Source organism: Pseudomonas sp. M5 (assembly GCF_016907075.1).
Taxonomy (GTDB): Bacteria; Pseudomonadota; Gammaproteobacteria; order Pseudomonadales; family Pseudomonadaceae; genus Aquipseudomonas; species Aquipseudomonas putida_E.
The window spans coordinates 4,674,272-4,692,465 of record NZ_JAFBBH010000001.1; the positions used below are offsets into that span (position 1 = coordinate 4,674,272).

Genomic DNA, 18,194 nt, shown 5'->3' on the forward strand with positions numbered 1-18,194 from the left:
CCTTATCAGTCCGCGCGTGGGGCGCCTTGTTCGGGTTCGAGCGCTGCGTCCTGGCCGATGCGGATCGCCGCGCCAGGGCTCAGCTTGAGCTGGCCGGCGGTGACCACCTGTTCGCCCGCTGCGAGCCCTTTGCTGACCACCACCACGCCGTCGCGCCGCTCGCCGGTCTGCACGCTGCGCTGTTCGGCGCTGAGCTGCGGCCGGCCACTGTCGTCCCGCTCGGGATTACCGTCCTTGTCTTTCTTCGGCGTGGCGACATACACGGAATTGCCATACAGCGTGTAGGTGATGGCGCTTTCGGGCACTACCACCTGTGGGCGCGGGTCAGGCAGCAGCACCAGCAGGTTGGCGAACATGCCCGGCAGCAGCTTGCCATCCGGGTTGGCCATTGTCGCGCGCACCAGCAGGTTGCGCGTGCTCTCTTCAACCTTGGGGTTGATGGCGCTGAGGCTGGCAGGGAAAGTCTGGCCAGGGTAGGCCGCCACCTGCACCTGTACCTGCTGGCCGAGGCTCAGCTGTGGCAGTGCCTGCTCCGGTACATTGAAGTCGACGTAAAGGCTGGAGAGGTCCTGCAGGGTAGCGATCACAGAGCCGGCCGCCAGGTAGTCACCCACATCCACCTGGCGGATGCCGATCGTACCGCTGAACGGGGCACTGATGCTCTTCTTGGTTTTTGCGGCCTTGAGCTGGTCGACAACCGCCTGGTTGCGCCGGTATTGGGCAGTGAGGCGATCATATTCGCCGCGGGAGATGGCCGAATCACCCACCAGCTGGCTGCCGCGGCCGAAGTCCACTTTGGCCAACCCCAGGTCGGCCTGGGCAGTCCCCAGCAGGGCGGTTTCCTGATCGTCATTGAGCTTGAGCAGCAGTTGCCCGGCCTTGACCTTCTGACCGGAGTCGAAGTGCAGGGATTGAACGATGCCTTCCACCTCCAGGCTCAGCTCGACACCCTGCAGGGCCTTGAGGCTGCCGACGGCGGGCAGGCGCTGCTGCCACTGGCGCTGCTCGGCCATGGCCACCGCCACGGTGATGGGAGGCTTGGGGGCAGTGAACACCTGGATCTGCCGGTAGATCGAGAAGGCCTTGTAGCCCCCCAGGGCCAGCACGATCAGCAGAACGACGGCCAACATGATGAGCATGCGGCGGCGCAGCATAAGTCCGTTTCCTTGGATGCGAGGTTGTTATTGGTTTTGACACGACAACGGGCGGTCCTGCCCACGTGCGGATGGGGGAAGTATTGACTGTTTTTCGATTGAGGGGAAATGGATTGCGCCCCCGTAGGGGCGCGCAGGCCTGATCAGGCCAGGTGCAGGTGGTTGTCCCAGAAACCGGAAGGCAAATCCATCGGCTGGCCGATCAATTCCTGCTTGCGGCAATCATAGAACCGGCAACGCCCCTGCCCGGACGTCACGACAAAACCATCCTTCACCGCGCCAACCCCGGCACAGTCCGGCATCGGCGCATCCAGCCTGACTGCGCCACTGTCCAGGTCCCAGACGAACAGGCGGTTGGCCCGCGGCGCCGTCAGTGCCACCAGGCGCAGGTCGCTGTGGATGGCGACGCTGGCAGTGTACTGGGCCATGGCTTGCAGCTGGCGCTCTGGCACCGGGAAGGCCTTGAACGGCTCGCCTGGGCGCTTGATTGCCAGCAGCTCGGCGGTTTCATCGGCATCGCCCATGAACTGCTGGCAGGCGGCGATGGTGCCATCGCTGCCCACTGCCAGGTGGCGCACGCTGTTCATTTGCTGGGCCAGGGTTTCCTTGCTCAGCAACGTGCCGTCGCGCTGCATCAGTACCAGGCTCGGCTCCATGGCATTGAGGTTCATCTCGACCCGGCTTTCGGCCTCGGTGCGGATACCGCCATTGGCCACGACCAGAGTCTCGCCATCGGGCAGCCATGCCACTTCATGCGGGCCGATGCCGTGGGTGGGGATCTCGCCGGTGTGAACCAGGCGTTCACCCTCGAAGCGGTACACGCCCAGTACGCCACGCCCTGGATCGGTGGTGTCGTTCTCGGTGGCATACAGCCATTCGCCGCCTTTATGAATCACGGCGTGGCCGTAAAAGTGCCGGTCAGGCTGCGACGAGACGGTCTGCAACAAGCGCCCGTCGCGCAGGTCGATCAGGTAGCTTTCGGTACCGGGACGGCGCGCGACGAACAGGGCGATCGGCAGCTCTGGATGGTTGATGATGGCATGGCAACGCTGGGCCACCTGGGTGCTGAACACCCGGGTGCCGTCCAGGCGGAACCCGACGGCATAGTGCTTGCCGTCGCCATCGTCACGCGCCGACAGCAGCAAAGGATCGCTGCCTTTGTTGCGCATCAGGCTCCAGCCCCCCAAGGTCAGGGCGCTGAGCAGAACGCTACCGATTTTGAGTGCCTGGCGTCGCAGCATGATCAGTCACCGTCGTTGGCATTGAAGCCCAGCTGGATGTTCAACGCCTTGGCCAGTTCGCCTTCGTGCAGGCGGTGAACGACGTTGAGGCTGTCGTAGATCTGGTTGAGGCGCTGCATGCCATCTTCGTCAGCCAGCAACTCGCCCAAGGTCTTCTGGTTATCGGTCAGCAGTTTGACCGAGGTGGCGTAGGCGTCGTCGATCTTTTGCGCCAGGGCTTTCTGGTCGCTGCCCAGCAAGCCGCGCAGGCCTTGGTTGTCGACCCCGACCCAGACCGCCTGGGCGGCCTTGAGGCTGGCTTCCAGGCTTTTCAGCGAGGCGTGGCTGCGCCAGGCTTCGGCCTGCAGTGGCTGCGCAATGCCTTTGCTCTGGCGGCCCATCGGTGCGCCGAGCTTCTTCTTCAGGGTATCCAGCGCAGTCACCTGCGCACGCAGCAGGTCGGCGATCGCCTCGTGCGAGTCGGCATAGCGCTGGTTGGGGAACTTGGTCATCTGCGAGAGCATGCCGTCGGTGCTGTTCCAGCCTTTGAGGATCTCTTCAGCCAAGGCCTTCTGGTGCTCACCGATGGCGACCAGCAGCGGGCAGTATCGGGCTTTCTGTTCGGCGGTGGCGACATCCGGCTTGCTGTCGAACAGGATGTATTCGTAGGCCGACAGGCCGCGCACCACGACGCTGGACTTGCCCAGGGTCTGGGCGTCGATCGGCTTGTCGCCATTGACCAGTTGCTCGACCTGGCGACCGACCAGGTTCTTCTTGTCGGGCCAGAACTGCACCTGCCAGGCGCGGTTGCCCTCGGCCAGCGGGCCGACCAGCAGTGGCTGCAGCTCGGCCCAGGCTTTTTGCGCGTTGAGGAAATCGGCGCGAGCGCTGTCCAGGCTCTCTTTGCCTTCGCAGTAGGCCAAGGCACTGGCGGCCAGCTGGCGGTCGGCTTCGACCCAGCGGCTGTAGGTGGGCAGGATCACCTGCTTGGCGATGGCGGCGGAGGTCACGGCCTGCGGGTCTTGCGGTGAACAGGCACCGAGGGCGAGTGCGGCGAGGCTGGTGAACAACAGTTTGGGTCGGAACATGCCCGGCTCCTTGCGCTTTTAAAGTGAGTTCAGGAAAGCCAGCAGCGCAGCGCGCTGCTCGGCATTGAAAGTCAGAACATGGTCGCGCGCTGCCTGCGCTTCGCCGCCGTGCCAGAGCACGGCCTCGAGCAGGTTGCGGGCGCGGCCGTCATGCAGGTACTGGGTGTGGCCACTGACCGCTGGACTCAGGCCGATGCCCCACAGCGGCGGGGTTCGCCAGTCTTGGCCGTTCGCGGCAAATTCGGTGCGATCGTCGGCAAGGCCCGGGCCCATGTCGTGCAGCAGCAGGTCGCTGTAGGGGCGGATCACTTGCCCGGCCAGCTCTGGCTCGGGGGCGTCGGCGGCAGTGGTGAACTGCGGGGTGTGGCATCCCTGGCAGCCGGCCTGATAGAACAGGTTCTTGCCGGCCAGCACTTGCGGGGCGCCGACATCGCGCCGGGCTGGCACGCCCAGGTTGCGGGTGTAAAAGGTGACCAGGCGCAGGATGTTGTCGCTGACTTCCTTTTCGCCGTCGGTGCCGTCGCCATTGGGGGCTGCAAGGCAATCGCGCTGCGCCGGGGTGCAGTCGTCCCGGGGCTGCAGGCTGCTGGTCAAACCCATGTCACCGGCAAAGGCGTGCACGTTCTGCTGGTTGACGTTCGGTTGCCCGGCCTTCCAGCCAAAGCGACCGACCACGGTCTTGCTCTGGGCGTCGTCCCAAACCCGGTTGGCCCGGCCGCGAATACCGTCTCGGTTGCGATCGTCGGGGTCTTCGTTGGCCAGAATCTGAGCTTCGGGGATGGCTTCGAGCAGACCCAGGCCGATCATGGGCGGTGCCACGCGTGCAGAGAACCGGGTGTCAGGGTGCATCGGCCCATAGCCGAGCTGGGTGATTTGCAGGGTAGGGCGACGCAGTTCGACCTGATGGCCGTCGTTGAAGCTGACGGTCTGGTTGTCGTAAGTCACGCGCACCTTGCCTTCCGGGGCCACACCAGGGTTGGCCATGTCCTGCAATTGGGTGCCATAGACAGGCTCCGGGACCACGCCCAGGCGCTCGATTTCTTTTGCCAGGTAAGGCTGGTCGGGGATCGACAGGCGCACCAGCATCGACACCGCGTTGCTGTCGCCAGGCTCTGGCGGATGGCCACGGCCGTCGCGTACGTGGCAGTTCTGGCAGGCGTTGGTGTTGAACAGTGGGCCCAGGCCATCGCGTGCAGTGGTGGTGGACGGGGCGATCACCCAGGGGTTGCGGAAGAAACTGTTGCCTACGGCAAAGTCCAGGCGGCGCTCGGGCGACAGGTTGGCCGAGGGCAGGGAAAAGGCATTGCGGTCGTTGCGCTGGACAGTCGCCTGGCCACCGGACAGCGCTTCGCCAGGCTCTGCCTGAGTGAAACGCGGGGCGTCGTCACAGGCGGCAAGGGCGAGGGCCAGCAGCGGAGGGGAGAGTCGGGACAGCGACAAGGACATGCAAAATCCTGGGCGTAGGCGAAAAACCGGCGTGCAAGCTTAGCAGGCTGAGAATGTTTGAATAAGAGGAATTTGCAATTGCTGGATGAAACTGCTGTCAGTTTTGGCGCTGCCGCAGGCAAGCCAGCCCCCACAGGCACCGCGCAGAACTCAAGAACTGCGCGCCCCGGTGGAAGCTGGCTTGCCGGCGACGGGCTGCGTAGCAGCCCTACTAACGCTAACTGACTGGCGTTAGCCTTTTTTGCCTGCCAATGCCGAATCAGAACTCGTGATCGGCAGTGTCCGGGTTCAGGTTGGCAATGCCCAGCTTGCCTGCAGCCTGCTCGATCGCACCGGTCTGCTTGACCAGGGAGGCAATGGCATCACGCACGACCTGGTTGCCGGCAGCGTTGTCGGCTGCGATCAGTTGGTCGTAATGCTCGCCTTTGAGCGCGTGGTCGACAATGACCTGAAGCTTCGCCTCGGTCGCTTCCAGGTCGGCCTTGAGGGTAGCGTCGGCAGCCGGGTCGGCCTTGGCCACCAGCGACGACAGGCTCGGGCCGGTCAGCTTGGTACCGTCGGCTCGGGTGTACTCGCCCAGGTAGACGTTGCGGATGCCCTTGGCGTCGTAGAAGTGCGAGTAGTGGGTGTTGTCGCTGAAACAGTCCTGTTCGTCTTCCGGCGAGTTGGCTTCCAGTGAGACCTTCATGCGTTCGCCAGCCAGTTCGCCCAGGGACAGGCTGCCCATGCCGAACAGCATCTTGCGCAGGCCGTCGGTGGCAGGCTCGGCTTCCAGCGTGGCGCGGTAGTTGTCGGCGACGTTCGGGGCCCAGTTGCCGACCATTTCTTCGAGGTCCTTGACCAGCAGCTCGGTGACCGACTTCAGGTAGGCGCGGCGACGCTCGTTGTGGCCGCCGGTGGCGCCTTTACCTTCGAGGTAGTCCGAAGCAGGGCGGTTGCCTGCGCCTGGGCCGGTACCGTTGAGGTCCTGGCCCCAGAGCAGGAATTCGATGGCGTGGTAGCCAGTGGCGACGTTGGCTTCGGAGCCGCCCAGTTCGTTCAAACTGGCCAGCTTCTCAGGGGTGATGTCCTTGACATCGACCTTCTCCTCACCGACCTGGATTTCGGTGTTGGCAATGATGTTAGAGCTGGCAGCCGGGTTGCCCAGCGCATGTTCGTAGCTCTTGTCGACGTAGTCGATCAGGCCTTCGTCAAGCGGCCAGGCGTTCACCTGGCCTTCCCAGTCGTCGATGATCGTGTTGCCGAAGCGGAAGGCTTCGCTCTGCAGGTACGGTACGCGCGCTGCAGCCCAGGCTTCTTTGGCAGCTTTGAGGGTGTCGTCGTTGGGGTTGGCGAGGAATGCATCGATGGCTGTTTGCAGGGACTTGGCCGTGCTCAGCGAGTCGCTGTAAACGGCGTAGACCATCTCGGTGTAATGCTTGACCACGGCCTTGCCGGCCGCTTCGTCGACAGCAGCCGGTGCTGCGGCGGCGGTGCTCGCGGCGGCAGGTGCCGCAGCTTGCGGGGCGGCGGCCTTCTCGTCCTTGCTTTCACCGCAACCGGCGAGAGCGATGGCGATGGCCAGCAGACTGGCGGAGGCCAGAGGCATACGAATCATTGTTGGTTTCCCTGCGTCGTGTGGTTGGACAGTGCGCCGTGGCACGTAAAACTACAACATCATGCGAAAGATTTGCATTTGCTGTAAAGGGGTGGGGCGCAATTATGTAAATGCCGGTTAAGGCCTGGAACCAACAGGGGCAGGGGTTATAACGCAGAAACCTGATTGCGCTGGGCCTGGCGCAGGAAGCTGGTCAGCTCGCGCGCTGACAGTGGCTTGCTGTAGTGATAGCCCTGACCTTCGTGGCAGCCTTGGGCGATGATGTAGGCTTCCTGCTCGGACGTCTCCACGCCCTCGGCGATCACCTGCATGCCCAGGCTTTTGCCCAACTGGATGATTGCCCGAACGATGGTGGCATCGTCATCGTCGTCCAGCAGGTCCTGGACGAAGCTCTTGTCGATCTTGATCTTGTCCAGTGGCAGCGACTTGAGGTAGCTGAGCGACGAGTAACCGGTGCCGAAGTCGTCGATGGCGATCATCGCACCGGAGCGGCGCAGGCTGAGCAGGTGCTGGGCGGCGGTGCTGATGTCTTCCATCAGGCCGGTCTCGGTCACTTCCAGTTCCAGGCTGCGCGGTGGCAGACGGTAAGCCTGCAGCAGATTGTTGACCACGCGCGGAAGTTCGTTGTGATGCAGTTGCACGGTGGACAGGTTGACTGCCATGCGCAGTTCGCTGAAGCCCAGATCGTGCCATTCGCGCAGTTGCCTGCAGGCCTGGTCGAGTACCCACTCGCCGATGGTGATGATGTTGCCGTTCTGTTCGGCCAGCGGGATGAACTGGTCCGGCGGGACCATGCCAAGTTCAGGATGCTGCCAGCGCAGCAAGGCTTCGACGCCGACCACGCGGTGATCGCGGTAGCTGATCTGCGGCTGGTAGACAAGGAACAACTGGTTGCGCGACAGCGCCTCGCGCAGGTCCTTTTCCAATTCACGGCGTCGACGCATCTCGCTGTCGACGCTGGCGATGTAGAACTGGTAGCGGTTGCGCGAGCGGGCCTTGGCCAAGGTCATGGTCTGCTCGGCCTTTTGCAGCAGCTTCTCGGTGCTGTCGCCGTCTTCGGGGAACAGGGTGATGCCGATGGTGGCGCGCAGGCGAATCTGCTGGTGATCCAGGTCGAACGGTGCTTCCAGGTCATCGAGGATGCTCTGCGCCAGTTCTGCGGCCTCGTAGGGCTGTTCGATAGTGGCCTGCACCAGGGCGAACTGGTCGCCACCCAGGCGTGCCAGCGCCCCCAGGCGGCCACTGTGGGCGCGCAGGCGGTCCGCCAGGGCGAGCAGCAACTGGTCGCCGACCTGATAGCTGAACTGCTCGTTTATGCCTTTGAAGTCGTCCAGGCCCACGCACAGTACGGCGACGCGATGCTGCAGGCGGGCGCCGTCTATAAGGATCTTGTCGAGCTGTGCCTGTAGCTGCTGGCGGTTCGGCAGGCCGGTCAGGAAGTCGTATTGGGCCATGCGTTGCAGGCTGTTTTCGGCTTCGTGGCGCAGATGGGTATTGCGCTCGATCGAGGCCAGCAGCTGGTTGGCGGTGTTGACCCAGATGCCCAGTTCGTTTTTTTCATGGCCTTTGAGCAGCGGAATCTGGTGCTGGCTGGGGCGGTCAGGGTTGATCTGGGTGAGGTGCTCGATGATTTTCGACAGCGGTTTGGTCAGCAGCCAGTGGTAGACCAGGTACAGCACCAGGCCCATGGCCAGGGCGCGCAGCACGCCGGAAATGAAGATGATGATGGCGTTGAGCAGGAAGCCTTCACCGTAGGCGGCAGTGTCCAGGGTGATACTCAGGTCACCGTAGTACTCGCTGTAGGGGCCGCGGCCGACCAACTGAGTGGTGTAGGTGCGTTCCTGGCCAAGGAGCAGGTCGGTCAACCAGCGTACGGGAGAGTCCTGCAGCGGGCGGGACTTTTCGGCGAGCATGGTTTCATTGGGGTGGCCGATGGAAGCCTGGCGTACAGACTCGTCCTGGAACAGGCCTTCCATGACCTGCATGCCCATTTCCCGATCAAGGCTGTAGACCGCCTGGGTCGAGGGATCGCGAAACATGTCGAGGATGCGCTGGGCGTCGCTGTCGACGGTCTGACGGGTCTTGTAGGTGTCATAGACGATCTGCGCGCAGCTAAGAACGACACCGACCGCCAGCGCCGAAAGGAGCACGACCCTGAGCAACTTGACCGATAAGCTGTTCCGCAATTCCAGCTTCAATGGGGGTTTCCTTAATCCATGCGCATGACATCATTTTGCCATTAACCTTGGCGATACACTATCGGCCGGTGGAGCTGCCCTGAGCAGTGTATCGGTTGCCTGACCCTGCAACTTGAGTGCGCTGTAGCGAACTTTCAGACGTTTGATGTTAGCGCGCTCTGCGGGGGGAGCAAGAGCCGCCGGGAAAACTGTTCGTTGGGAGCCTGTGATGCCGGCACCGGCCATAAAAAAACCCGGCGCATGGCCGGGTTTTCAGTTCAAGGCGCAAGATCAGGCCTTGAAGGTCTTGCCTTCGAACTGCTCGGCAACGAAGGCCCAGTTGACCAGGTTCCAGAATGCTTCTACGTACTTCGGACGCAGGTTGCGGTAGTCGATGTAGTAGGCGTGTTCCCAGACGTCGCAGGTCAGCAGCGGGGTGTCGCCGCTGGTCAGCGGGCAGCCGGCACCGATGGTGCTGGCCAGGGCCAGGGAGCCGTCGGCCTTCTTGACCAGCCAGCCCCAGCCGGAACCGAAGGTGCCAACCGAAGTCTTGGTGAACTCCTCCTTGAACTTGTCGAAGGAACCGAATGCGGCGTTGATGGCTTCAGCCAGCGCACCGGTAGGCTGGCCACCACCGTTTGGCGACAGGCAGTTCCAGTAGAAGGTGTGGTTCCAGACTTGAGCGGCGTTGTTGAAGATGCCGCCCGAAGAGCTCTTGACGATCTCTTCCAGGGTCTTGCCTTCGAATTCGGTGCCTGGGACCAGGTTGTTCAGGTTCACGACGTAGGTGTTGTGGTGCTTGTCGTGGTGATACTCCAGGGTTTCCTTGGAGATGTGCGGCTGCAGGGCATCGTGGGCGTACGGCAGCGGCGGCAATTCAAAAGCCATGGTGGATCTCCTGATTCAGGTCTAGTTCGCGGTTTGCGCAAGGCCGATCACGGGCGGCCCTATGTGCGTCGGCGAGTTTGTACTCTTTGCGACGCAAGGGCTGGATCATAGCACCAGCCCCGCCGCATAACCACGCAACAAAGATAGGGAATAGAGGTTCCAGAGCGGTTGCCTGCCGCCGACGGGTGGCGCTCCGTTGCAAGCTTGCAGCTCAAGCAAAGATCAGCTGCGCCGCCACGGCGAACATCATCACGGCCACCATCAGGTCGAGCATCCGCCAGGTGGCCGGGCGGGCCAGCCAGGGCGCCAGCCATGCAGCACCGATCGCCAAAGTCGAGAACCATAGCAGCGAAGCGCTGGCGGCCCCTGCCACATAGGCGCCCGGCACGGTCTGCTGTGCGCCCAGCGAGCCGATCAGCAACACGGTGTCCAGGTACACATGGGGGTTCAGGAGGGTAACGGCCAGTGCACTGAGCAGCACCGCACGCCGCGAGCGCATGCCTTGGCCTTGCTGATGCTGCAGGCTCTGTTTGGAGCATGCACTGCGCAGGGCCTTGGCGCCGTACCAGAGCAGAAACACCGCGCCACCCCAGCGTGCAATCGCCAGCAGCGTCGGATTATGCGCCAGCACCGTGGCCAGGCCGAATACACCGGCGGCTACCAGCAGGGCGTCGCAGACGATGCACAGTGCTGCCACCGGCAGGTGATGTTCACGGCGCAGGCTCTGCGCCAGGACGAAGGCGTTCTGTGCGCCAATGGCCATGATCAGGCCGAAGGCCACCAGCATGCCGTTCAGATAGCTTTGCCACATGGCAGATACTCCAGAGAAGATGCTGGCTATTGTGCGGATCCCCCCTGTATAAGAAAAACAAATAGTGCTGATCCGTCATTAGGAAAATCGATGTTCGACTACAAGCTGCTTGCCGCGCTCGCGGCGGTGATCGAGCAAGGTGGTTTCGAACGTGCAGCGCAGGTGCTGGGGCTGTCGCAATCGGCTATCTCACAGCGCATCAAGCTGCTCGAGGCGCGGGTTGGTCAGCCGGTGCTGGTGCGCGCCGCGCCACCGAGCCCGACCGAGGTCGGGCGACAGTTGCTCAACCATGTGCAGCAGGTGCGGCTGCTCGAACGTGACCTGCAGCGCCAGGTACCGGCACTCGATGAAGAGGGCATGCCAGAGCGTCTGCGCATTGCGCTCAACGCTGATAGCCTGGCGACCTGGTGGGCAGCTGCGGTGGGTTCGTTTTGCGCCGAGCAGCAGGTACTCACCGACCTTGTGGTGGAAGACCAGGAGGTTGGCCTGAAGCGCATGCGTGCCGGGGAGGTGGCGGCCTGCCTGTGCGGCAGTGAGCGGCCGGTGGCCGGCGCCCGCAGCATGCCGCTGGGTGCCATGCGCTACCGGGCGCTGGCCAGCCCGGCATTCATGGCGCGCTATTTCCCAATGGGTTTCGAGGCCCGGCGCCTGGCCCGCACGCCGGCGATCGTGTACGGCCCGGACGATTTTCTGCAGCACCGATACCTCGCTTCTCTCGGTATCGAAGATGGCTTCCTGCACCACCTTTGCCCGTCGTCCGAAGGCTTCCTGCGCATGACCGAAGCTGGCCTGGGCTGGGGCCTGGTGCCTGAGTTGCAGGCCCGTGAGCAGTTGAGTAGTGGGCGACTGGTGGAAATTTGTGCCGATACCCCCATCGATGTGCCGCTGTACTGGCATCATTGGCGCAACGGCGGGCAACTGCTCGCGCAACTGACCGAACACCTGCGGCACACGGCACAGCATTGGCTGGTGCCCTTGTAGTGGCGGCTGGCGTCTGTTGCATCTGAAATCTGAGGCGGAGTGTTACATGCGAATTCTGGTCACTGGCGCGAGCGGCTTCATCGGCGGGCGCTTTGCGCGCTTCGCCCTGGAGCAAGGCCTGGATGTGCGGGTCAGCGGCCGGCGCGCCGAGGGCGTCGAGCACCTGGTCAAGCGCGGTGCGCAGTTCATCCCCGGCGACCTCGGTGACGCCGAACTGGCCCGGCGCCTGTGCCAGGGCGTCGAGGCGGTGGTGCATTGCGCGGGGGCGGTTGGCACCTGGGGGCGCTATCAGGATTTTTACCAGGGCAATGTGGTGGTCACCGAGAACGTGGTCGAGGGCTGCTTGAAGGAGCATGTCCGTCGCCTGGTACACCTGTCGTCGCCGTCGATCTACTTCAATGGCCGTTCGCGCCTGGATATCCGCGAAGACCAGGTGCCGCGCCGCTTTCACCATCATTACGCGCAGACCAAATACCTTGCTGAACAAAAGGTCTTCGGCGCCCAGGAGTTCGGGCTCGAAGTTCTGGCCCTGCGCCCGCGCTTTGTAACCGGAGCCGGTGATGCCAGTATTTTCCCGCGGCTGATGCAGATGCAGCGCAAGGGCCGTGTGGCGATCATCGGCAACGGCCTGAACAAAGTCGATTTCACCAGCGTGCACAATCTCAATGAGGCACTGCTTGGCGCGCTGTTCGCCGATGATCGCGCGTTAGGGCAGGCCTACAACATCAGTAATGGTCAACCGTTGCCATTGTGGGATGTGGTCAATTACGTGATGCGCCAGATGCAGTTGCCCCAGGTGACCCGTTATCGCGCCTACGGCCTGGCCTACAGCATGGCGGCGCTGAACGAGGCCGCTTGCATGCTCTGGCCCGGGCGACCCCAGCCCACCCTCACGCGCCTGGGGATGCAAGTGATGAGCCGCGATTTCACCCTGGATATCAGCCGCGCCCGGCAGTACCTGGACTATCAGCCCAAGGTCAGCCTGTGGACGGCGCTGGATGAATTTTGCGCGTGGTGGAAGCACCAGCCCCTTGGCCAGTGAACCAGGCGCCAGGATGATGGTCATCAGTGCGCCGCGTGAGCGGTTTATACTCATGTCTCTTTGCTACTACCGCGGTTGAAACTATCCATGCGTAACGATGCCCACGACGATTTTGATGATGTGCCAACCCTGCGTGCCGGCACCCCGGATGACGACGAACTGTTGCCGGCGCGTGTGTCGCGCAACCGCCAGAAGGCCACCAGGCCCGCCAGTACCGGCCCACTGTGGGCGTTGCTGGGGGCTTCGTTCATCGCGCTGGCCGGGCTCGGCTGGTGGAGCTTTCAGCAGATCTCGCTGATGGAGCAGCAACTGGTGGCCACTCAGGAAAGCTTTGCGCGCATCAGCGAGGAAGCGGCGGGGCGCTTGCAGGCGATCAGTGGCAAGGTCGCTGCCACCGAGAGCTCTACCAGCACCGGCAGTGAGGCGCTCAAGCTGCAGATCCGCCAACTGCAGGCCAGCCTGGCCGAGCAGGGCAAGCAACAGCAGGGGGTGGCCGGGCAGACGGGTGACCTGGGCAAGCGTCTGGAGCAGGTGCTGGCCGATACCCGCGAGCAGCAAAAGGCGGTAACTGAGCTGCAAACCCAGTTACAGGCGCAGTTGAAGGCGGTGAATGCCGAGCTGGCGGCGTTGAAGTCAGGCCAGGTGGATGGCGGCAAGCTCGATGGGCAGCTCAAGAGCCTTAGCGAGGAGGTGGCCGCACTGAAGAAGCAGGGCAACCCGAAAGCGGCGATCGAGAGCCTGGAGCAGGACGTGCTGGTATTGAAGAGCCAGGTGGACAATCGCCCGGCTGCGGCGCCAGCAAGTGGCGCTTCGGTGCAGGAGTTCGATGCGTTTCGTGGGCAGACCACGCGTAACTTCAACACCTTGCAGAGCCAGATTCAGAACCTGCAGCAGCAGATCAATGCTCGGCCTTAGGGCCTTAGGGGAGGGCTTCGCCCTCCTTTCGCGACACAAGGCCGCTCCTACACGAAATTGAGCGGTCGACTGTCGGGGCGGCCTTGTGTCGCGAAGGGCCGCAAAGCGGCCCCGGCGATCTGACTTACAGCCGCGGGTAATCGATGTACCCCACCGGCCCTTTTGCATAGAAGGTCTCCGGGTGCGCCTGGTTAAGCGGCGCATCGGCTGCCAGCCGTGCCGGCAGGTCCGGGTTGGCAATGAACGGCACGCCAAATGCCACCGCATCCGCCTTGCCACTGGCCAACGCGGCATTGGCACTGGCCTTGTCGAACCGCTCGTTGACGATGTAAGGGCCACCGAACGCTGCTTTGATCAGCGGGCCGATACTGTCATCGGCTTCTTTCTCCCGAGAGCAGATGAAGGCGATACCCCGCTTGCCCAGTTCCCGCGCTACATAGGTGAAGGTCTCGGCGCGGTCGGCATCACCCATGTCATGGGAGTCTGCGCGCGGTGCAAGGTGCACGCCGACACGGCCTGCGCCCCACACGCCGATGGCGGCGTCTGTCACCTCCAGCAGCAGGCGGGCACGGTTTTCCAGTGAACCACCGTAGCGGTCGGTGCGCTGGTTGGTGCTGCTCTGCAGGAACTGGTCGAGCAGATAGCCGTTGGCACCGTGAATTTCCACGCCATCGAAACCGGCAGCCTTGGCGTTCTCTGCGCCACTGCGGTAAGCCTCGACGATGTCGGCGATTTCTTCGCTTTCCAAGGCCCGTGGGGTCGGGTATTCGGTGATCGGGCGCACCAGGCTGACATGGCCCTTGGGCTGGATGGCGCTGGGAGCCACCGGCAGTTCACCGTTCAAATAGCTGGGGTGGGAAATGCGGCCAACATGCCACAACTGCAGGAATATACGACCGCCTGCGCCGTGCACGGCCTTGGTCACGTTGTTCCAGCCGCGTACCTGCTGGTCGTTCCAGATGCCTGGCGTATCAGGGTAGCCGACGCCCATGGCAGAGACCGAGGTCGCTTCACTGAGGATCAGCCCGGCGCTGGCGCGCTGCACGTAGTACTCGGCCATCAGCGCGTTGGGCACCCGGCCTTCGTCGGCGCGGCAGCGGGTGAGCGGCGCCATGATGATGCGGTTGGGCAGTTGCACATCGCCCAGTGTGATCGGATCGAAAAGCGTGGTCATAACGGGTTACCTACCTTGTCAAAGCGCTTGGCGCAGTTGTTCGAGGAACGCCTGGATGGTGGCTTCGTCGCGTTTGAAAAAATGCCACTGGCCGATCTTCTGGCTGCTGATCAGGCCTGCGCGCTGCAACGTTGCCAGGTGGGCAGAAACGGTCGACTGCGACAGGCCGCAGCGTTGATCGATCTGGCCGGCACAGACACCGTGCTCGGTGCTGTGGTGCTGGGCGGGAAAGTGCGCTGCCGGGTCTTTCAGCCAGTTGAGGATTTCTCGCCGGACCGGGTGGGCCAGGGCTTTTATTATGTCGTCGAGATCGAGAGGCATGGTGTGGGGCTCGTGGTGTAGCGGTATATCGCGATATGACGAAATATAAATCGGTATTTCGCGATATAGAAATATGAAGTGGTTCTGAGCTGAGCGCGAATCGTTATATCGCGTTATAACGATATACGGATGCGCAGTGCTAAACTGCGCCCATGAATTACCTCGCACACCTGCACCTGGGCGGCCCGGCGCCGCAACAACTGCTTGGCAGCCTGTACGGCGATTTCGTCAAAGGCTCGCTGGAGGGGCGCTTTGCGCCGACGCTGGAGGCTGCCATTCGGCTGCATCGGCACATCGACAGCTACACCGATCAGCACCCGTTGGTATTGGCGGCGCTGGCGCGGTTCCCCCGGGAGCGGCGCCGCTATGCCGGGATCATTGTGGATGTGTTCTTCGACCATTGCCTGGCGCAACACTGGGGCGACTATGCCGAACAGCCGCTGGAGCAGTTTACCGGTGCGTTCTATCGCGTGTTGCTGGCCGAGCCCGAGTTGCCAGGGCGGCTGGCGCGCATTGCGCCCTTGATGGCAGCAGATGACTGGCTGGGGGCGTATGGCGATTTTTCCACCCTGGAGCAGGTGTTCAACGGCATTGGGCGACGCTTGTCCCGGCCTGAGGGCATGATGGGCGTGATGGCGGAGCTTGAGCGGTTGTACGAGCCGTTGCTGGCTGATTTCCGTGAGTTCTATCCACAGTTGCAGACGTTTGCCGCCGCACAGAGGTCTGGCCGATAGCGGTGTACTGCCAATCAGGCATCAAGCAGCACGGGCCTGCCGGCGCGCTGCCACCTCGACTTCGCCAACCCCGAACAACGCCATCTGGATAGCCTGTTGCGCCTGAAATGCCAACGCCGCGCGTTCTTTGTCCACGCTGCTGATCGGCTGCAACAGGTGGATGCACACCTCACCCCGCGGCTCGGCGAACAGCCGCATCAGGTGTGACACGAGGTCATCATCACCGATGAACGGCGCAACCAGGTCAGCCTCGCCGTTGCGCAGGTACTCAATGGCAACAGGCTGCACCGCCACACCCTGATCGATGGCGCCTGCCAGCAAACGCCCATGGAAGGTGCGCAACTGGCGCCCGTCGGTGGTGGTGCCCTCGGGGAAGATCAACAGCGGCCTGGCGTCGCCCAGTTGTGCGCTGATCTGTTCACGCAAGCGCTGGCTATCGCCGCCGCCGCGGCGGATGAACAATGTGCCGGCTTTCTCCGCCAGCCAGCCAGCCACGGGCCAGTGGCGGACTTCGGCCTTGGACAGAAACGACAGCGGCAGCAGCATGCCGAGCAGCGGGATATCGGTCCAGGACACGTGGTTGCTGACCCACAACATCGGCCGTTTGGGCAGTTCACCGATTACCCGCACGTCGAAGGGCAGGGCAGCGACCAGGCGTTTCATGAACAGGCAGGTCCAGCGCTGGCGGCGCTCGATGGAGGCCTTCATGCCCATGCGTTCACCGATGGCGATCACGCTGGCCATGAGCATGCCGAAAAGCAGTACCAGCAACAGCCTTGCGAGGCGGGCGAACACCCGCAGTTTGGGCATCAGACCGCTGCCTTGAAGTGGCGGGCGTAACGTGGGCAGAGGTCATCACGCTTGAGCAGGATGAACACGTCGGCCACCTGGAAGTCCTCATCCCAACAGGGTTCACCGCAGATCTTCGCACCCAGGCGCATGTAGGCCTTCAGCAGCGGCGGCATTTCGGCGATGACGTTGTTCGGCAGGGCCAGGGTGGGCAGCGGGTTCTTTGGCTCCGCACGCAGGTGTTCGTTGCACAGGTAACGCTCACGCAGGCGTTGCATGATGGCATGGGCCTGAACCCCGCCATCCTGCATGGGGATGCTCGCGCAGCCCATCAGGTAGCTGTAGCGGCCTTCATTGAGCACTTCGGCCAGCTCACCCCAGAGCACAGCGATGGTGCCGCCGTTGCGGTAGCCGGGGTCGACGCAGGTGCGGCCCAGTTCGAGGATTGGGCCTTGCAGTTGCAGCAGGCCATGCAGGCTGAATTCTTCTTCGCTGTAGAAGCGCCCCAGGCTGCTGGCGGCCTGATGGTCGAGCAGGCGGGTGGTGGCGACCAGTTCGCCGGTGTTCAGGTCGCGTACACCGATGTGCCGGCAATGTACGTCGTAGTCATCCATGTCCAGGCCCAGTTCAGCGCCCTTGAGCCTGGCCTTGAATTCTGCGCTGAACACTTTGTAGCGCAGGGCCTGTGCTTCCTGCAGGGCCGCGGCGCCGACCAGGCGTTCGGCTTGCAGACGGCGTTCAGTGCTGTTGTCGCCAGAGCGAGCTGTCCGAGTCATTGCGAGTCTCCCTAAGCCAGCCATGAAGGGTTGCGGCCGGTCGGCTTTGTTGTGCAAAGTCAGCCTAGGTAGGCGCGGTGTCACCCCTGTGAACCTTTGGTGATGCTTGCGTGACACCCCCTGACAAGCGAGGAGCGTCCGATGGCCTGGTTGCAACGACTCAACGATCCGTTCCGCCAGCCTATGGCCGGTACTTTGGGTGAGGCATATGCCGCGCAGCTCGAGCGCCTCGGTGGGTGCACGCCGTTCGAGCTGGCGGTGCTGGGTGGGCGCGCCATGGCCACACCCGGCCTGGCGTTTCTCATTGGCTACCAGGCCGCCTTGCGCATGCTGTGGCCTAGCGCCCCGGCCAGTCTCGGCGCGTTATGCGCCACCGAGCGGCGTAGCGTGCGCCCTGCGGACATGCAGACGCGCCTGGAGGGTTTACGCCTGACCGGCAGCAAGGACTTCGTGACCGCCGGGCTTGACGCCGAATGGCTGCTGGTGGCGGCGCGCAGCGAAGGGCAGGGTGAAGCACCGCGCCTGAGCCTGGGAGTGGTTTATCCGGGTGAGCCAGGAGTGACCCTGGAGGCGTTGCCGACCCTGCCTTTGATGCCTGAGGTCGGCCACGGGCGCCTGCAACTGCACCAGGCTGCCTGCGAGTTGTTGGCAGGTGATGGTTGGGATGCGTACGTCAAACCGTTTCGCTCGCTGGAAGATTTGTACGTACTGGCGGCGATGGTTGCCTGGTTGTATGGCGTAGCGCAGGAATGCGACTGGCAACAGGAGCTGCGGTTGCGCCTGATTGCCTTGTTGGCCGGCTGTGCCGAGGCCAGCCGCCAGTGCGCCGACAGTGTTGGCTGCCATTTGTTGTTGGCGGGCTTGTTTGCGCAGTTTCAGGCACTGAAAGGGGCCATCGACAAAGCGCTGTCGGCCGGGCCGGCGCAATGGGCGCAGCTGTGGCAGCGTGATCAGGGGGTGATGGCGCTGGCGACGGCTGCTCGGGAAAAGCGCCTGGCCAAGGCTTGGGAGGCTGCCGGATTGTCATGAACGCCTGCCAGGATCGCCTGATCCGTTGAAAACCCGGGTCGCCTTGCGGCCC

The 18,194-nt window shown here is 63.2% G+C and carries 17 protein-coding genes; 5 read left to right on the forward strand and 12 right to left on the reverse strand.

Annotated elements, in window-relative coordinates; genetic code table 11:
- Positions 1 to 5: 5 nt before the first annotated feature.
- The 8 genes from JOE27_RS21280 to JOE27_RS21315 all read right to left on the reverse strand — a co-directional run bounded on the left by JOE27_RS21280 (position 6) and on the right by JOE27_RS21315 (position 10,381).
- On the reverse strand, positions 6 to 1,154 hold the full coding sequence (locus JOE27_RS21280) for an efflux RND transporter periplasmic adaptor subunit (protein WP_204919848.1): 1,149 nt from the start codon (positions 1,152 to 1,154) through the stop codon (positions 6 to 8).
- Between the two features lie 143 nt (positions 1,155 to 1,297).
- Entirely contained in the window at positions 1,298 to 2,395 is a 1,098-nt protein-coding gene (locus tag JOE27_RS21285) for a DUF1513 domain-containing protein (RefSeq protein ID WP_046784879.1), read from the reverse strand.
- A gap of 2 nt (positions 2,396 to 2,397) precedes the next feature.
- A complete protein-coding gene (locus tag JOE27_RS21290) occupies positions 2,398 to 3,462 on the reverse strand; it encodes an imelysin family protein (protein ID WP_046784880.1) in 1,065 nt (354 codons plus the stop codon).
- 18 nt (positions 3,463 to 3,480) lie between these two features.
- Positions 3,481 to 4,908, reverse strand: a complete 1,428-nt coding sequence (locus JOE27_RS21295; protein ID WP_196997540.1) for a di-heme oxidoredictase family protein — start codon at positions 4,906 to 4,908, stop codon at positions 3,481 to 3,483.
- 259 nt (positions 4,909 to 5,167) lie between these two features.
- Positions 5,168 to 6,505 carry an imelysin family protein gene (locus JOE27_RS21300; RefSeq protein ID WP_046784882.1) on the reverse strand — a complete coding sequence of 446 codons (1,338 nt, stop codon included), beginning with the start codon at positions 6,503 to 6,505 and terminating at the stop codon, positions 5,168 to 5,170.
- Between the two features lie 146 nt (positions 6,506 to 6,651).
- Entirely contained in the window at positions 6,652 to 8,703 is a 2,052-nt protein-coding gene (locus tag JOE27_RS21305) for a GGDEF domain-containing phosphodiesterase (protein ID WP_046784883.1), read from the reverse strand.
- A 270-nt stretch (positions 8,704 to 8,973) separates the two neighbouring features.
- Positions 8,974 to 9,570 (reverse strand): Fe-Mn family superoxide dismutase, encoded by a 597-nt coding sequence (locus JOE27_RS21310; protein ID WP_012312902.1) that lies wholly within the window; start codon positions 9,568 to 9,570, stop codon positions 8,974 to 8,976.
- 211 nt (positions 9,571 to 9,781) lie between these two features.
- Positions 9,782 to 10,381: a LysE/ArgO family amino acid transporter gene (locus JOE27_RS21315; protein ID WP_046784884.1), complete on the reverse strand. Its 600-nt coding sequence runs from the start codon at positions 10,379 to 10,381 to the stop codon at positions 9,782 to 9,784.
- 90 nt (positions 10,382 to 10,471) lie between these two features.
- On the opposite strand from JOE27_RS21315, the gene JOE27_RS21320 reads away from it, so the two are divergent.
- From JOE27_RS21320 to JOE27_RS21330, 3 genes are all read left to right on the forward strand, one after another.
- Entirely contained in the window at positions 10,472 to 11,362 is an 891-nt protein-coding gene (locus JOE27_RS21320) for a LysR family transcriptional regulator ArgP (RefSeq protein ID WP_046784885.1), read from the forward strand.
- 46 nt (positions 11,363 to 11,408) lie between these two features.
- On the forward strand, positions 11,409 to 12,404 hold the full coding sequence (locus JOE27_RS21325) for an NAD(P)-dependent oxidoreductase (protein WP_119688328.1): 996 nt from the start codon (positions 11,409 to 11,411) through the stop codon (positions 12,402 to 12,404).
- A gap of 87 nt (positions 12,405 to 12,491) precedes the next feature.
- A complete protein-coding gene (locus tag JOE27_RS21330) occupies positions 12,492 to 13,319 on the forward strand; it encodes an ATPase (protein ID WP_046784887.1) in 828 nt (275 codons plus the stop codon).
- A gap of 124 nt (positions 13,320 to 13,443) precedes the next feature.
- Here JOE27_RS21330 and JOE27_RS21335 read toward each other — a convergent pair whose 3' ends face one another.
- Together JOE27_RS21335 and JOE27_RS21340 are read right to left on the reverse strand one after the other, a co-directional pair.
- Positions 13,444 to 14,493, reverse strand: a complete 1,050-nt coding sequence (locus JOE27_RS21335; protein WP_046784888.1) for an alkene reductase — start codon at positions 14,491 to 14,493, stop codon at positions 13,444 to 13,446.
- Positions 14,494 to 14,511: 18 nt separating this feature from the next.
- Positions 14,512 to 14,814, reverse strand: a complete 303-nt coding sequence (locus JOE27_RS21340) for a helix-turn-helix transcriptional regulator (protein WP_046784889.1) — start codon at positions 14,812 to 14,814, stop codon at positions 14,512 to 14,514.
- 152 nt (positions 14,815 to 14,966) lie between these two features.
- On the opposite strand from JOE27_RS21340, the gene JOE27_RS21345 reads away from it, so the two are divergent.
- Positions 14,967 to 15,548 carry an ACP phosphodiesterase gene (locus JOE27_RS21345; protein ID WP_115273660.1) on the forward strand — a complete coding sequence of 194 codons (582 nt, stop codon included), beginning with the start codon at positions 14,967 to 14,969 and terminating at the stop codon, positions 15,546 to 15,548.
- 21 nt (positions 15,549 to 15,569) lie between these two features.
- Here the strand turns inward: JOE27_RS21345 and JOE27_RS21350 are convergent, their stop codons facing one another.
- Both JOE27_RS21350 and olsB read right to left on the reverse strand, forming a co-directional pair.
- Positions 15,570 to 16,358 (reverse strand): lysophospholipid acyltransferase family protein, encoded by a 789-nt coding sequence (locus JOE27_RS21350; protein WP_174142077.1) that lies wholly within the window; start codon positions 16,356 to 16,358, stop codon positions 15,570 to 15,572.
- Entirely contained in the window at positions 16,358 to 17,113 is a 756-nt protein-coding gene (gene olsB / locus JOE27_RS21355) for an L-ornithine N(alpha)-acyltransferase (protein ID WP_174142076.1), read from the reverse strand. Before olsB ends, JOE27_RS21350 begins: the two co-directional genes overlap by 1 nt.
- A gap of 141 nt (positions 17,114 to 17,254) precedes the next feature.
- Between olsB and JOE27_RS21360 the strand changes: the two genes are divergently transcribed.
- On the forward strand, positions 17,255 to 18,142 hold the full coding sequence (locus JOE27_RS21360; RefSeq protein WP_174142075.1) for an acyl-CoA dehydrogenase: 888 nt from the start codon (positions 17,255 to 17,257) through the stop codon (positions 18,140 to 18,142).
- The last annotated feature ends 52 nt before the right edge of the window (positions 18,143 to 18,194 follow it).

What these genes read in the sequence shown, in the direction of transcription:
- JOE27_RS21280 (WP_204919848.1), bottom strand. Translation starts at nt 1,154, where the DNA reads ATGCTGCGCCGCCGCATGCTCATCATGTTGGCCGTCGTTCTGCTGATC.
- JOE27_RS21285 (WP_046784879.1), bottom strand. Translation starts at nt 2,395, where the DNA reads ATGCTGCGACGCCAGGCACTCAAAATCGGTAGCGTTCTGCTCAGCGCC.
- JOE27_RS21290 (WP_046784880.1), bottom strand. Translation starts at nt 3,462, where the DNA reads ATGTTCCGACCCAAACTGTTGTTCACCAGCCTCGCCGCACTCGCCCTC.
- JOE27_RS21295 (WP_196997540.1), bottom strand. Translation starts at nt 4,908, where the DNA reads ATGTCCTTGTCGCTGTCCCGACTCTCCCCTCCGCTGCTGGCCCTCGCC.
- JOE27_RS21300 (WP_046784882.1), bottom strand. Translation starts at nt 6,505, where the DNA reads ATGATTCGTATGCCTCTGGCCTCCGCCAGTCTGCTGGCCATCGCCATC.
- JOE27_RS21310 (WP_012312902.1), bottom strand. Translation starts at nt 9,570, where the DNA reads ATGGCTTTTGAATTGCCGCCGCTGCCGTACGCCCACGATGCCCTGCAG.
- JOE27_RS21315 (WP_046784884.1), bottom strand. Translation starts at nt 10,381, where the DNA reads ATGTGGCAAAGCTATCTGAACGGCATGCTGGTGGCCTTCGGCCTGATC.
- JOE27_RS21320 (WP_046784885.1), top strand. Translation starts at nt 10,472, where the DNA reads ATGTTCGACTACAAGCTGCTTGCCGCGCTCGCGGCGGTGATCGAGCAA.
- JOE27_RS21325 (WP_119688328.1), top strand. Translation starts at nt 11,409, where the DNA reads ATGCGAATTCTGGTCACTGGCGCGAGCGGCTTCATCGGCGGGCGCTTT.
- JOE27_RS21330 (WP_046784887.1), top strand. Translation starts at nt 12,492, where the DNA reads ATGCGTAACGATGCCCACGACGATTTTGATGATGTGCCAACCCTGCGT.
- JOE27_RS21335 (WP_046784888.1), bottom strand. Translation starts at nt 14,493, where the DNA reads ATGACCACGCTTTTCGATCCGATCACACTGGGCGATGTGCAACTGCCC.
- JOE27_RS21340 (WP_046784889.1), bottom strand. Translation starts at nt 14,814, where the DNA reads ATGCCTCTCGATCTCGACGACATAATAAAAGCCCTGGCCCACCCGGTC.
- JOE27_RS21345 (WP_115273660.1), top strand. Translation starts at nt 14,967, where the DNA reads ATGAATTACCTCGCACACCTGCACCTGGGCGGCCCGGCGCCGCAACAA.
- JOE27_RS21350 (WP_174142077.1), bottom strand. Translation starts at nt 16,358, where the DNA reads ATGCCCAAACTGCGGGTGTTCGCCCGCCTCGCAAGGCTGTTGCTGGTA.
- olsB (WP_174142076.1), bottom strand. Translation starts at nt 17,113, where the DNA reads ATGACTCGGACAGCTCGCTCTGGCGACAACAGCACTGAACGCCGTCTG.
- JOE27_RS21360 (WP_174142075.1), top strand. Translation starts at nt 17,255, where the DNA reads ATGGCCTGGTTGCAACGACTCAACGATCCGTTCCGCCAGCCTATGGCC.